This is a genomic window from Providencia sp. LY12, assembly GCF_057621555.1.
In genome coordinates, this window is record NZ_CM172594.1 from 3,206,130 (window position 1) to 3,219,754 (window position 13,625).

Annotated in this window: 13 protein-coding genes; 8 read left to right on the top strand and 5 right to left on the bottom strand. The window is 44.1% G+C overall.

Going from position 1 to position 13,625, the window contains the following annotated elements; genetic code table 11:
• Positions 1 to 4: 4 nt before the first annotated feature.
• The 3 genes from napA to napF are packed head-to-tail and all read right to left on the bottom strand — an operon-like array spanning position 5 to position 3,232.
• Positions 5 to 2,491, bottom strand: coding sequence for a nitrate reductase catalytic subunit NapA (gene napA / locus ACY3ZI_RS15445; RefSeq protein WP_211887816.1), 2,487 nt, complete (start codon positions 2,489 to 2,491; stop codon positions 5 to 7).
• On the bottom strand, positions 2,488 to 2,757 hold the full coding sequence (gene napD, locus ACY3ZI_RS15450; protein ID WP_006660695.1) for a chaperone NapD: 270 nt from the start codon (positions 2,755 to 2,757) through the stop codon (positions 2,488 to 2,490). The genes napA and napD overlap by 4 nt, the downstream gene beginning before the upstream one ends.
• The gene (gene napF / locus ACY3ZI_RS15455; protein WP_154638098.1) at positions 2,741 to 3,232 is read right to left on the bottom strand and encodes a ferredoxin-type protein NapF; all 492 of its coding nucleotides are present in this window, start codon (positions 3,230 to 3,232) and stop codon (positions 2,741 to 2,743) included. Before napF ends, napD begins: the two co-directional genes overlap by 17 nt.
• 758 nt (positions 3,233 to 3,990) lie before the next feature.
• Here napF and nrfA point away from each other — a divergent pair.
• From nrfA to ACY3ZI_RS15490, 7 genes are all read left to right on the top strand, one after another.
• Complete coding sequence (gene nrfA, locus ACY3ZI_RS15460; RefSeq protein WP_036952243.1) at positions 3,991 to 5,424, top strand: ammonia-forming nitrite reductase cytochrome c552 subunit; 1,434 nt, start codon at positions 3,991 to 3,993, stop codon at positions 5,422 to 5,424.
• 45 nt (positions 5,425 to 5,469) lie between these two features.
• The gene (gene nrfB, locus ACY3ZI_RS15465) at positions 5,470 to 6,042 is read left to right on the top strand and encodes a cytochrome c nitrite reductase pentaheme subunit (RefSeq protein ID WP_036952108.1); all 573 of its coding nucleotides are present in this window, start codon (positions 5,470 to 5,472) and stop codon (positions 6,040 to 6,042) included.
• Positions 6,039 to 6,710: a cytochrome c nitrite reductase Fe-S protein gene (nrfC, locus tag ACY3ZI_RS15470; protein WP_211887815.1), complete on the top strand. Its 672-nt coding sequence runs from the start codon at positions 6,039 to 6,041 to the stop codon at positions 6,708 to 6,710. The genes nrfB and nrfC overlap by 4 nt, the downstream gene beginning before the upstream one ends.
• On the top strand, positions 6,707 to 7,663 hold the full coding sequence (gene nrfD / locus ACY3ZI_RS15475; RefSeq protein WP_487375465.1) for a cytochrome c nitrite reductase subunit NrfD: 957 nt from the start codon (positions 6,707 to 6,709) through the stop codon (positions 7,661 to 7,663). The genes nrfC and nrfD overlap by 4 nt, the downstream gene beginning before the upstream one ends.
• Before the next feature lie 23 nt (positions 7,664 to 7,686).
• Positions 7,687 to 9,471: a heme lyase CcmF/NrfE family subunit gene (locus ACY3ZI_RS15480; RefSeq protein ID WP_487375466.1), complete on the top strand. Its 1,785-nt coding sequence runs from the start codon at positions 7,687 to 7,689 to the stop codon at positions 9,469 to 9,471.
• A complete protein-coding gene (gene nrfF / locus ACY3ZI_RS15485; RefSeq protein WP_487375467.1) occupies positions 9,464 to 10,558 on the top strand; it encodes a heme lyase NrfEFG subunit NrfF in 1,095 nt (364 codons plus the stop codon). The genes ACY3ZI_RS15480 and nrfF overlap by 8 nt, the downstream gene beginning before the upstream one ends.
• Before the next feature lie 106 nt (positions 10,559 to 10,664).
• Positions 10,665 to 11,066, top strand: coding sequence for a hypothetical protein (locus ACY3ZI_RS15490; RefSeq protein ID WP_036952113.1), 402 nt, complete (start codon positions 10,665 to 10,667; stop codon positions 11,064 to 11,066).
• 57 nt (positions 11,067 to 11,123) lie between these two features.
• Here the strand turns inward: ACY3ZI_RS15490 and ACY3ZI_RS15495 are convergent, their stop codons facing one another.
• Positions 11,124 to 11,360, bottom strand: coding sequence for a GDCCVxC domain-containing (seleno)protein (locus ACY3ZI_RS15495; protein ID WP_211887811.1), 237 nt, complete (start codon positions 11,358 to 11,360; stop codon positions 11,124 to 11,126).
• A 184-nt stretch (positions 11,361 to 11,544) separates the two neighbouring features.
• Between ACY3ZI_RS15495 and yegD the strand changes: the two genes are divergently transcribed.
• A complete protein-coding gene (yegD, locus tag ACY3ZI_RS15500; RefSeq protein WP_036952117.1) occupies positions 11,545 to 12,897 on the top strand; it encodes a molecular chaperone in 1,353 nt (450 codons plus the stop codon).
• Between the two features lie 49 nt (positions 12,898 to 12,946).
• Here the strand turns inward: yegD and ACY3ZI_RS15505 are convergent, their stop codons facing one another.
• Positions 12,947 to 13,618: an ABC transporter ATP-binding protein gene (locus ACY3ZI_RS15505; protein ID WP_036952118.1), complete on the bottom strand. Its 672-nt coding sequence runs from the start codon at positions 13,616 to 13,618 to the stop codon at positions 12,947 to 12,949.
• Between the last annotated feature and the right edge of the window lie 7 nt (positions 13,619 to 13,625).

A 13,625-nucleotide genomic window follows, 5' to 3' on the forward strand; every position in this document is an offset into this window, starting at 1 on the left:
GCAATTACACCTTTTCCAATTTAACTGCACATTTCTTGTAATCCGTCTCTTTCGATAGCGGATCCGTTGCATCCAGAGTGAGGTTATTCACTAACTGAGATGCATCGAAGAATGCCATATAAATCAAACCTTTTGGTGGACGGTTACGGCCACGAGTTTCCACGGTAGAGAGCACTTCACCACGGCGAGAAAGCACTTTCACTTTATCCCCACGGCGCAAGTCTTTCGCTTTTGCATCCAGCGGGTTCATAAACACCACGGACTCAGGGAATGCACGATGCAACTCAGGCACACGGCGAGTCATACTGCCGGTATGCCAATGCTCAAGAACACGTCCGGTGGATAACCATAAATCGTATTCTGCATCTGGCGCTTCTGCGGCTGGTTCAAATGGCAGTGCGAAAATCACCGCTTTACCATCTGGCTTGCCGTAGAATTGGAAACCTTGTCCAGCTTTTACGTAAGGGTCATTACCTTCGCTGTAGCGCCATTGGGTCTCTTTACCATCCACAACTGGCCAGCGGATACCGCGAGCTTTGTGGTATGCATCGAAATCCGCTAAGTCATGACCATGACCACGACCGAAACTTGCGTACTCTTCAAACAGCCCTTTTTGCAGGTAGAAGCCGAGTTCACGAGATTCATCATTCAGCTGGTCAGCAGCCAGTTCTGTAATTGGGAATTTGGTCACTGATTCGTTAGCAAACAGAATGTCGTATAACGTTTTTCCGCGATATTCTGGTTTCTTCGCTAATAACTCTTCCGGCCAAACGTCTTCCGCTTTGAAGCGACGAGAGAACAGCACCATCTGCATTAAGTCAGATTTTGCTTCACCCGGTGCTGGCACTTGTTGACGCCAGAATTGTGTACGACGCTCTGCGTTACCGTATGCCCCTTCTTTTTCTACCCACATCGCTGTCGGTAAAATCAGGTCAGCAGAAAGTGCGCTGACGGTTGGGTATGGGTCTGACACCACGATAAAGTTACGTGGGTCACGCCAGCCCGGCATACGCTCTTCATTAATATTTGGACCCGCCTGCATATTGTTATTGCACATCACCCAATAGAAATTGAGCTTGCCATCTTTCAATGCGCGGTCTTGAGCAACAGCGTGTAATCCCACTTTTTCTGGGATAGTTCCCGCAGGTAATTTCCAAACGTTTTCCACTTTTTCACGGTGTTTTTCGTTGGTGACCACCATGTCGGCTGGTAAACGGTGAGAGAACGTCCCCACTTCACGCGCAGTACCACAGGCTGACGGTTGACCTGTTAAGGAGAACGGTCCACAACCTGGTTGAGAAATTTTACCGGTCAATAAGTGCAGGTTGTATGCCAAGTTATTCGCCCAGACGCCACGCGTGTGCTGGTTGAAGCCCATTGTCCAGTAGGAAACGACTTTCACATTAGGATCTGCATACAGCTTAGCTAACGCTTCTAACTGATCTTTCGGAACACCCGTCATTTCAGCCGTTTTGTCGAGGGTATATTCCGCAACAAACGCTTTGTACTCTTCGAATGTCATTGGATCAGAGGCATCTGAACCTGGGTTTTTCGCCTTTTGCTCTAAAGGATGCGTTGGACGTAAACCATAACCAATATCAGTAACCCCACGACGTAAATTAACGTGTTTATCAAGGAAGTCCTGATTCACCGCATTGTTTTGAATAATATAGTTAGCGATGTAGTTGAGGATCACTAAGTCTGATTGCGGCGTAAAGACAATGCCGTTATCCGCTAATTCAAAGCTACGGTGTTTAAATGTAGACAGTACAGCGACACGAACATCAGGGTTAGATAGACGACGGTTGGTGATACGTGACCATAAAATTGGGTGCATTTCCGCCATGTTCGAACCCCACAGCACGAAAGCATCTGCATGTTCGATATCATCGTAACAGCCCATCGGTTCATCCATACCAAAGGTACGCATAAAGCCTACAACCGCTGATGCCATACAGTGACGTGCATTTGGGTCTAAGTTATTTGAACGGAAGCCACCTTTAAATAGTTTGGATGCAGCATAACCTTCCCAAACCGTCCACTGACCGGAACCAAACATTCCGATACCTTCAGGACCTTTCTCTTTGAGGGTGGTTTTGACTTTCTCTTCCATCACATCAAAGGCTTTTTCCCATGTAATTGGGGTAAATTCACCGTTTTTATCGTACTCACCGTCTTTCATACGCAGAAGCGGTTGAGTTAAACGGTCTTTTCCGTACATGATTTTTGGTAGGAAATAGCCTTTGATGCAGTTCAGACCACGGTTTACAGGAGCTTCAGGGTCACCTTGGCTCGCAACGATACGTCCGTTTTGCGTTCCAACTAAAACCCCACAGCCTGTACCGCAGAAACGGCAAGGTGCTTTATCCCATTTAATGCTTTCTTGCTGACCAACCACTGCTTTCGCAATACTTGGTACGCCAACGCCTGCCGCCGCAGCAGCGGCCGCTATCGCATTGGCTTTCATAAAGCTACGACGACTGAGTTTCATACTTTTTCCTCACATTGCTCATCCTGCTGGTGATAAACCAGTGAAACATCCAATACACCATCGATATCACGGATAAAATCGATAGTATCTAAAAGCGTTTTGCTGTCTTCCCCTTCCACAACCACAATTAACTTGCCATTTTCAGGGGAGGAAATAGCCACTTCGCAGTTGGGTTCTTGATGTAATTCATCTGTCACAGCTGGAATGCGTTCACTTTTGACTTGAACAATCAAACTGCAAACTTGCCAGTTATTGTGCATCTTCATGCTCCATGGTAATGGCTGATACAGGACATCCTGCGACACATGCGCCACAACCTGTACAACCCTGCATATCAATGTTTGGCTGGTAAATACCGGCCAGTGATGGACGAAAGGCGATCACTTGAGGCTCACAGCTGTCTTCACAACGACGACATTCAATCGATTTGTACGCCAGACAGTGTTGCCCAATGGCAATCTTGATATTCCAAGGCTGGGTATTTTGAGGAAGGAATATAGGCTCAGGACAGGCCTCTGCACATGCATAACAGAATGTGCATTCGCCACGCTGAAAATCGACCATGGGATAGCCACCAGGACCTGGTTGCAAAATCGCCGTTTCACAACTCGAGATACACTGGTTACAACGAGTGCACTGTTCAATAAAACGTGCTTCGCTACCACTCCATGGTGGTCGAATTACGGGTGCAGCATTACGCCAAGCCCCCGTTAAAACTCCCCTACGGGTGATATCAACCATGTTTATTTCCTTTACATTGCCCAACCAAAAACTGCTAAAAGAGACTGATAAACCGTACTTTTTATATGATTATTTATTGTGAATATTAATTAGCTAACTATCAAAAATACATACTACCTAGTAGGTAAACTAACTTTTGGCGTTATTATGAAGAAAATAGTCATTCTTTGACGTTTCACATCGAAGACACTGTACAAATATCGAGAAAGGCAGATTTGAGGTCGTTTTATAATTATTCATTAACATTTAATAAATATGATTTGCGAATTTAAACCTTATTTTTAATAGTCAAATTTATAATTAATGAAAATATATACCACTAAAGTAGTATATCATGAGCACTTTTACAAAAAACTATATTTACTTTTTTTGATTTTACGCACGTTTTAATTCAAAAATTAACCAACTTATTAATCCATTGTATTAGTAAAAATATAATTCATTATAAATATCAGTGCGATAATGAAAAACTCAAAGTGTAAATAACAATCATTATTATTTAATGATTTAATCCATACTCTGCGTTAAAAAATAAAATTTAATATTTTTTTATTTATTCAATTTTATCTATTTTTATTATTTTTCATCGATTAAAAAGTAAACTCATTTTAATTATTGATCAAAGACAATATTTTTTGTGTGGTTTTTTGCTAATTATATAAGTTGGCAATTGTCTGATAGCAATAGTGCGATTGTTATCAAATATAAAAATAAATACAGCTAATGGGATGGCTGGCTTAAAAACACTCGAGGCCCTTATGGCAAAGATAAGAAATAATGCACTGTACCTACTGAGTGTGCTTGCAGGGATATTTCTATTTACCTCTGTACAGGCACAAACTCCAACAAAAGATTCCACATCAACCATCAACGCTCGAAACGAAACGTTTGAAGCGGCACACCCTGATCAATACCATTCATGGCGAGCAACTTCAGAACAATCACAACGAGAAGATGCACTGGCTGAAGATCCTCGCCTCGTCATCTTATGGGCAGGTTATCCTTTCTCTCGTGACTACAATAAACCTCGTGGTCACGCCTATGCGATTATCGATGTTCGTGAAACACTGCGGACTGGCGCGCCAAAAAATGCTGAAGATGGTCCTCTTCCTATGGCATGTTGGAGCTGTAAAAGCCCTGACGTTGCTCGATTAATTCAGGAACATGGGGAAGATGGCTACTTCAAAGGCAAATGGGCAAAAGGAGGCCCTGAAGTCGTCAACGTATTGGGCTGTGCAGATTGCCACAAAACAGACTCACCTGAGTTTGCCAAAGGTAAGCCTGAACTCACGCTTTCTCGCCCATACGCAGAACGTGCCATGGAAGCTATCGGTAAACCATTCGATAAAGCGAGCCGCTTCGACCAACAATCTATGGTATGCGGTCAATGCCACGTTGAATATTATTTCTCTGGCGAAACTAAAGCCGTGAAATTCCCTTGGGATAACGGCACCAAAGTCGAAGACATGGAAGTGTACTACGACAACATTGCCTTCTCTGATTGGACAAACTCCCTGTCTAAAGCCCCAATGCTCAAAGCCCAACACCCTGAGTATGAAACTTGGAGCGCAGGTATCCACGGCAAAAACAATGTGACCTGTATTGACTGCCACATGCCAAAACTGCAAAACGAAAAAGGGGAACTGTATACCAGCCATAAAATCGGTAATCCATTCGATAACTTTGAACAAACCTGTAGTAGCTGTCATACCCAAAGCAAAGAGCAACTTCAGAGTATCGTTGCTGAGCGTAAAAAAGCTATCCAAGAGATGAAAATCAAAGTGGAAGATCAGTTAGTACGCGCTCACTTTGAAGCTAAAGCAGCTTGGGATGCAGGCGCAACCGATGCTGAAATGAAAGATATCCTTGCTGATATCCGTCATGCGCAGTGGCGTTGGGATTTAGCTATAGCGTCACACGGTATCCACATGCATGCACCAGATGAAGGGTTACGTATGCTTGGTGGGGCAATGGATAAAGCCGCAGATGCCCGAGCCAAACTGGCGCGTTTACTGGGTTCAAAAGGCATTACTCATGAAATCGCGATCCCAGATATCTCCACCAAAGATAAAGCGCAACAAGCCATCGGCTTGGATATGCAGAAAATTAATGCCGAAAAACAAGAGTTTTTAAAGACTGTGGTACCTGAATGGGATGCACAAGCTCGTAAAAACGACCTGTTAGCCAAATAAACACTCACCCCAGTTCGCTGGGGTGCGATAACCAATGGAGTGAATATGAGCGTACTACGTTCGTTATTAACTGCTGGGGTGCTGGCGTCAGGCTTGTTATGGGCGATATCCGCGTCGGCAACACCACAAATGGCTGAAGAAGCTAACAAAGACGGTCGTTGGCAAGTTACGCAGCAGCGTAATCCAGACAATGCTTGCCTTGATTGCCATAAACCCGATAAAGAAGGGATGCATGGCACTCATGCTGAGGTCATTAACCCGAATAATAATTTGCCGGTGACGTGCACCAATTGTCACGGCAAACCGGGTCCCAATCACCGTGAAGGCGTCAAAGACGTCATGCGGTTTAATGATCCAATGTACAGCGTGGAACAACAAAATAGCGTCTGTTTATCTTGCCACTTACCTGAACAACTGCAAAAAGCGTTTTGGCCCCACGATGTTCACGTGACCAAAGTGGCTTGCGCGAGTTGTCATGACCTCCATCCTAAGCAAGACACCATGAAAGTGCTGAACGATAAAGGTAAGGTCAAAATCTGCGTGGATTGCCACTCAGATCAGCGAGATAACCCGAACTTTAACCCCGCTGCGGTCAATGTTCTTAAGGAGCAGCCATGAGTTGTTCTCGTCGTCAATTCATAATCTATTCAGGCGCACTGGCGGCGGTAGGCGGTATGGCGGGACATTCTCTCGCCAATACCATGAAAGTTGACGGGGTGCGATATGGCATGATCCACGATGAAACACTGTGTATCGGCTGTACCGCCTGTATGGATGCATGTCGGGAAGTCAACCAAGTTCCAGAAGGCGTATCACGCCTAACGATTATTCGTAGTGAACCCATCGGCCAATTTCCTGACGTCAAATATCGGTTCTTCCGCCACTCTTGCCAACATTGCGAACATGCCCCTTGTGTCGATGTCTGTCCTACAGGGGCTTCATTCATCGATAAAACCACGGGGATTGTGGACGTAAACCCTGACCTATGTGTTGGTTGTCAATACTGTATTGCCGCCTGCCCTTACCGCGTCAGATTTATTCATCCCATCAGCAAAACCGCCGATAAATGCGATTTTTGCCGTAAAACCAATCTCAAAAAAGGGAAGCAACCAGCTTGTGTCGAAGCCTGCCCAACCAAAGCGTTGGTGTTTGGTAATTTAGATGATCCAAACAGTGCGGTATCACTAATGCTCCATGAAAAACCGACCTATCGATTCAAAATTGCACTGGGAACGAAACCCAAAATGTACCGAGTTCCCTTTAAATATGGGGAGGTTAGCCAATGACAACCACTTCAGCTTTTCATTTTGAGTCGTTAGTCTGGGACTGGCCTATCGCCGTTTACCTGTTTTTGATTGGTATCTCTGCGGGGTTAGTGGTTCTGGCAGTATTGATGCGCCAATATGTACCCAATGCTGCCACCAGCAATAGTACTATCATGCGTACAACGCTAATTTTAGCGCCGACCACCATTATTCTTGGTCTACTGATCCTCATTTTCCACTTAACCCGTCCATGGACGTTCTGGAAATTGATGTTTCACTACAGCCCAACTTCTGTGATGTCCATGGGAGTGATGCTGTTCCAAGTTTACATGGCGGTGTTAGTGGTTTGGTTGGCTAAAATTTATGAACAGGAACTCGTTGGGTTACAGCAAAAATGGCTACCTAAGCTAACGATAGTGCCTCGCGTTTTAAGTTGGCTAAGTCGTATCATGCGCGGGTTAGATATTGCCATGCTAGTCTTAGCAGTACTACTCGGGGCGTATACAGGGTTCTTGTTATCTGCCCTCAAATCCTATCCGTTCTTAAACAACCCAATATTACCGGCTCTGTTCCTCTTTTCGGGAATTTCGTCGGGACTGGCGGTGAGTTTACTGGCAATCGCCCTGCGCTATCGCAAGAATGTTCATAATCCTGAAACAGCCTTTTTACACCGCGTAGAAAGCTTCGTCGTCTGGTTAGAGATATTTTTGCTAGCGGCCTTCTTTGTGGGGCTAGCGCTCGGTGATGATGGCAAACTGCGTTCATTAATTGCGGCATTAGGCGGAGGTTTCTGGACGTGGTGGTTCTGGCTTGGCGTCGTGGGGATTGGTTTTGTTATTCCCCTCCTGTTGAAAAAATGGCAACAACAAGGTAGCCAAGCTTTTCGGGTTATTGTGGTCAGTGGCGCAAGCTTAATTGGCGTGTTTTTCCTGCGTTTTTTCGTCCTGTATGCAGGGCAACTGACAGTCGCATAACCGACTTAAAATAAAGGTGATACTTGGAAATTTTCCTTCCCGAAATAGGGTTTATCAGCTTGCTACTGGCGCTGTGTATCACCGGCTATCATACCCTATTGGGGTTTATCGGCGTTTTCAGGCACGTCCCGAGGCAAATGTCTCAGGGCGTGCTCTGGACGTCTTTGCAATTCACTTTTTTATTAACTGCGTTTCTCTGTTTAACCGCCAGCTTTGTATTCAGTGATTTTTCCGTTATTTATGTGGCTCAGCATAGCCACAGTTTATCCCCCCTAGTGATTAAAATTGCTGCCGTTTGGGGAGGGCACGAAGGTTCGCTGCTGCTGTGGGTTCTGTTTTTGTCTGGCTGGAGTACCTTATTTGCATGGCGTTATCGCCGCCAAAATAGCCCATTTTTCCCTTTAACGTTGTGTGTACTGGCTGCTATATGCACGGCGTTATTGCTGTTTGTTGTGTTCTATTCCAACCCGTTTGAACGCCTGTTTCCGCCTGCAATTGAAGGTCGCGATCTCAACCCGATGCTGCAACATTGGGGGCTCATTTTACACCCGCCGCTACTTTACCTTGGTTACAGCGGGTTGATGCTAGTGGCAGCGTTAATGCTCGCATCATTAATAGCGACGCCCACCTTACTTCCCGAGAATTCCAGCCAACCTATTGCTCAATTGTGTTGGCGATTTGCGGTGCCAAGTTGGTTCATACTCACTAGCGGTATCATCCTCGGTTCTTGGTGGGCATACAGTGAATTGGGCTGGGGAGGATGGTGGTTTTGGGATCCCGTTGAAAACGCGTCTTTACTTCCTTGGCTTTCTGCCACGGCATTACTGCACAGTTTATCTATCACACGCCGAACAGGGCTATATCGCCACTGGAGCCTGTTGCTGGCGATTATCACGTTAATTTTAGCGCTGCTTGGTACATTGATTGTCCGCTCGGGGATCTTAATCTCCGTTCATGCATTTGCCTTAGATAACGTGCGTGCCGTTCCGCTATTTTTGCTGTTTAGTGTTTTAAGCCTTGGCGCACTGTTTATTTATGGTTGGAAGGCTAAATTTCCCCCTCAAGAGCCTCGGCGCAAAACATCACGAGAAATCTATTTATTACTGACTTTGATTTTGTTTACCGCGGTTCTATGTATCGTACTGACTGGCACCTTATACCCGATGCTCTATGGTTTATTAGGGTTAGGTAAAATCTCGGTAGGCGCCCCCTATTTCAATCAAACGTTATTGCCATTTGGTCTATTTATGCTGGTAATCATTGTGATTTCAACGCTCAAATATAGCGATATTGCCAAGAACGGAAACCACAAACTGCATCACCGGCTGTTGATTATTGTGCAGCAAAAACTCCCAGCCATTGTCGCTCACTCAGGGGTTGTTTTATTCGCCCTGGGGATCGCCCTTTCCTCAACACAGAAATCAGAAATCAGCCAAAATATCGCCGTCGGGCAATCAATCTCAGTTGGCGGATATCAATTCCAATTTCAACAATTACAACTGGCAGCTGAATCTAACTACACCACCGAGAAAGCGCTGATCCACGTCAGTCAAAATGCAGGTCAAAATGGCTTTGATCTTATCACTGAACGCCGCCTGTATATGGCTCGCCAGCAACTGATGATAGAACCGGGGATCCACTGGGGATGGTTGCGATCTTGGTATGTGGTGCTGGGAGAAAAAACGGGCACTGAGCGCTATGCGATGCGTTTTTATATACAAGAAGGCATTCAATGGATTTGGGGTGGTGGATTTGTGATGTGCTTAGGTGCGCTGATGAGTTGGTTTAGGGGGCGGAAGCATGATTAAAAAAATCGTTATGCTGTTTCTGCTCTTGTGCTCCTTGAATGTTCACGCCCAAATAGTGGATACATGGGCATTTAATTCCAATGAGGAGCAGGAATTATCCTTGCAGATTGCTTCACAGCTACGTTGCCCACAATGCCAAAACCAAAACTTATTAGAATCTAATGCACCTACCGCAGTCAGCATGCGCCATCAAGTCTTTAAAATGGTTTCTGAAGGAAAGAGTGAATCTCAAATTAAACACTATATGACCGAGCGTTATGGTGACTTTGTTTTATATAATCCCCCATTAACGCTTAGTACCCTACTATTATGGTTACTTCCCGTATTTGCGGTTCTTTGTATTATCTTTATTTTATGGAAAACATTAAAAGTAAAAAATAGAATTAATCAGCGCGTTATTTTATTAGATCCCTCTATTCCATTAATAGAAAAATACAACCAGACTCACTCTGACATACAGTTATTACCAGCTATCAATAATGAAAAAATACTTCAGTATTCTCATTGGAATAAGATAAGTAACATCCTTATTCTCATCATAATCTGCATTATGATAGCTGGATATTTTTTATTACCGCGATTCCATTCAACACTTGATTTATATCAACGACAAAATGACCCTATTTTGTTGTTTACACCATTAGAGCGTGAAACACAGGATCTACAGCGTTTACAAGCAGATATCCGCCAATCCCCTGAAGACAGCGAGCTTTGGGCTGTTTTAGGTGAATACTACCTTTATCAAAATAGCTATGAAAATGCCTTAATTGCCTATGGCTACGCACTCAAATATCGCGGAGAGAATGCCCAACTCTATGCCGCAATTGCCACTGTGATGTATTACCAAGCCGGACAAGTGGTTACAAATGACACACAAAAAATGATAGACAAAGCATTAAGTCTAGATAAGAATGAAGTCACCGCATTGATGTTATTAGCCTCAGATGCCTTTATCAATGCCAATTACACAACGGCGATTAATATCTGGCAAAACCTACTTGATAGTAATAATCCTAGAGTCAATCGCGCTCAAATTATTGAAGCCATTCATATGGCTAAATTAATGGAAAATAGTGGGAAACAGTGAATACAAATAATAAAGGTTCCTGAACCTTTATTACCTCGCGGTATCCATAATTGATAAAAAATAATAATAAGTTTATTTATTAAATATAATAATCTAGAAAAATATCATGACGAATAAGATGCTTTCTATCTTAGTGATTATTCTTATCGCAGGAGGATCATTTCTTGCAGGAGTAATGGCTAACTACACACCTGATTTAGATGTTATCAAGAAATCAGAGCGGGCTGTGGAAGACCTGCTGAGTTTCCCTAAAACCGTCGAATTTAAAGATGTGAAATACCATGTCATCAGAGAGACCTCTGATCGCGGTATGCTAGGCTATGTTTGTGGTCAAGTTCTGGTATTTGATGCAAAAAATAGCTATAGCTACAAACGTTTTATGGTGAAAACGTATCTAAATGAAGATGGTAGAAATGTCGTTTCTATTCCACTATTGGATAGAGACGAAATGGAGTTTCCGATCGAGGAATTTAATTATTTGTGGCGTAAAAATTGTCAGAATAGATAATTATACTTAATTGAATATTATCTATCCCCTACGAAATTAATGATTTTTCGCGGTACTTTATTTACAGCAACATGAAGGCTTGCCTGTTAATTCTGCTTCTTGGATTGGCGGGCATTTCACTGTGCCATAAGAACAAAAAACGCAGCAATCCCCTTCTAATGGCTTTAATAATACACCGCAACCTGTGCATTCATAAAACCACTGACAAGCATTGGTTGGCATCTCTTCTATTTTCGAAAATCCACATTCTGGGCATGTAATTTCAGATATCAATTCAATTTTAGCTTGACTCATTTGATCCTCGATAGGGTCTTTCCCAATAAATAATACTATTTATCTTACAAAATCATGTTGCTCTTATCCTTGCGCCAAATTAGGTTTCCCGCACAAAATAAAAATGCAGTTCCAATAGCATTTCCCGCAAGGTTGATATACAGTTTTCCACTTTTTTCAAAGCACCCTAGATTTTGGAGGCGAAATGTTTATTGGTTTTGACTACGGAACATCTAACTGCTCCGTCGCAATCATGAAAGATGGTAAACCTCAATTGTTACCCCTTGAAGGCAGCAATTTTTATATTCCATCAACCTTGTGTGCGCCGACAAGAGAATCGGTTTCAGAGCACTTATTTCGCCATCTGAATATTTCTCCGACAGACTCAGTTGGTCAGCAAATCCTCCGACGCTCTATTGCGTTTAATCAGGATGAAGGCATTGAACTGGAGCCGGAAGATATTGTTTTCGGGCAAGCTGCGCTGGACTTATATTTAAGCGATCCTCGTGATGTCTACTATGTAAAATCACCTAAGTCTTTTTTAGGTGCATCAGGCTTACACGAAACCCAAGTCAGCTTCTTCGAAGATTTAGTGTGCGCCATGATGGCAAATATCAAGCATACTGCCGAAGCAAGTACCCAGCAAACCATCACTGACACCGTGATTGGTCGCCCAATTAACTTCCATGGACGTGGTGGCGAACTGGCGAACCAGCAAGCGGAAGCTATCTTATTAAAGGCCGCTAAACGTGCTGGATTTCAGAATATTGCGTTCCAGTTTGAGCCCGTTGCCGCAGGGTTAGAGTATGAATCCACCCTCACCAAAGATCAGACCATTTTAGTGGTGGATATTGGTGGGGGAACCACCGACTGCTCACTGATCCAAATGGGGCCTAGTTACAAAGATAGCCACGATCGTACAAGTTCTTTGCTAGCACATACAGGTCAACGTGTTGGCGGAAACGATCTGGATATTTTCATTGCCTTAAAACAGTTAATGCAGCTTTTTGGTATGGAAAGCCAGTATCAATCGGGAATCAAAATGCCTCTATTGCAGTTTTGGAACCCGATTGCCATTAATAATGTGGAAGCGCAAAAAGAGTTTTATTCTCGCGCGAACCTCAATGCATTAACCCGCTTACAACAAGATGCTCAAGAGCCAGCCTTGCTGGCACGTTTGCTCGAGGTTTATCACCAAACGCTGGGTTACAGCATAGTACGCAAAGCGGAAGAGGCGAAAATCGCACTCTCTGATGAGCAAAATTACTTGGCGAAAATTGCATTATCTAAAGAGCTGCTTGAAGTGAATATTGGACGTGATCAGCTAATTGATGCGATTGAATCACCAAAAAGCAAAATGATTGAGTTGGTGAAAGAAGCCGTTGTACAAGGTGGTGTTCAACCGGATGCTATTTTTGTCACCGGTGGTAGCGCCCGCTCGCCTATCTTACATCAAGCGATTCAAGAACAACTGCCGAACATTCCCATTGTTCGTGGTGATGACTTTGGCTCGGTTACCGCTGGGTTAGCCCGCTGGGCGCAAACCTGCTTTAAATAATCGACTTCCCAATGCCGTTTTTGCGGCATTGGGTTTTCACGATCCTCAACTACTCCTCGAGCAAGCGCCCTTCTTTTAAGTAACTGATTTTATTTGCCATTAACTGAGCTTCATCTTCACTATGAGTCACTAACAGCGCCGTCTGTCCCGCTGCACGTAAAATATCCCGCACTTCTTGCCCTAAGCGTTTTCGGCTATCTGGATCAAGGCTAGAAAGCGGTTCATCCAGCAACAGCACCGCTGGCTGTGGCGCTAACGCTCGTGCTAATGCAATACGCTGCTGCTGACCACCCGACATTTCGTGAGGATAGCGTTCCGCTAAGCCGCTCAACTCAACCAAGGTTAATAGCTGTTGAACGCGTGCGTGTTGCTGCTCTTTAGGCTGTTTTCTTAGCCCAAATGCCACGTTCTGCGCCGCCGTTAAATGAGGAAACAAGGCATAATCTTGGAAAACCATACCAACATTACGCTGTTCAGGCGGAAGATGAAGATTTGGACCCGCTACACAGCGCCCACCCACGTAGATGGTTCCTTGCTCTACCTGCTCAAACCCAGCAATCGCTCTCAAGGCAGTGGTTTTTCCGCATCCTGAAGCCCCAAGTAAACAGCCAATTTCCCCAGCATCAATATGCAAAGAGAAACCATTAAGTACATGGTTACGTTGATGTTTGCTGCCATAAGAAACATGGACATTGTCAAGAACTAAGGTTGAATCAGACACCGAAGAC

What these genes read in the sequence shown, in the direction of transcription:
- nrfC (WP_211887815.1), top strand. Translation starts at nt 6,039, where the DNA reads ATGAGTTGTTCTCGTCGTCAATTCATAATCTATTCAGGCGCACTGGCG.
- ACY3ZI_RS15495 (WP_211887811.1), bottom strand. Translation starts at nt 11,360, where the DNA reads ATGAGTCAAGCTAAAATTGAATTGATATCTGAAATTACATGCCCAGAA.
- ACY3ZI_RS15490 (WP_036952113.1), top strand. Translation starts at nt 10,665, where the DNA reads ATGACGAATAAGATGCTTTCTATCTTAGTGATTATTCTTATCGCAGGA.
- yegD (WP_036952117.1), top strand. Translation starts at nt 11,545, where the DNA reads ATGTTTATTGGTTTTGACTACGGAACATCTAACTGCTCCGTCGCAATC.
- napF (WP_154638098.1), bottom strand. Translation starts at nt 3,232, where the DNA reads ATGGTTGATATCACCCGTAGGGGAGTTTTAACGGGGGCTTGGCGTAAT.
- napA (WP_211887816.1), bottom strand. Translation starts at nt 2,491, where the DNA reads ATGAAACTCAGTCGTCGTAGCTTTATGAAAGCCAATGCGATAGCGGCC.
- nrfA (WP_036952243.1), top strand. Translation starts at nt 3,991, where the DNA reads ATGGCAAAGATAAGAAATAATGCACTGTACCTACTGAGTGTGCTTGCA.
- nrfD (WP_487375465.1), top strand. Translation starts at nt 6,707, where the DNA reads ATGACAACCACTTCAGCTTTTCATTTTGAGTCGTTAGTCTGGGACTGG.
- nrfF (WP_487375467.1), top strand. Translation starts at nt 9,464, where the DNA reads ATGATTAAAAAAATCGTTATGCTGTTTCTGCTCTTGTGCTCCTTGAAT.
- nrfB (WP_036952108.1), top strand. Translation starts at nt 5,470, where the DNA reads ATGAGCGTACTACGTTCGTTATTAACTGCTGGGGTGCTGGCGTCAGGC.
- napD (WP_006660695.1), bottom strand. Translation starts at nt 2,757, where the DNA reads ATGAAGATGCACAATAACTGGCAAGTTTGCAGTTTGATTGTTCAAGTC.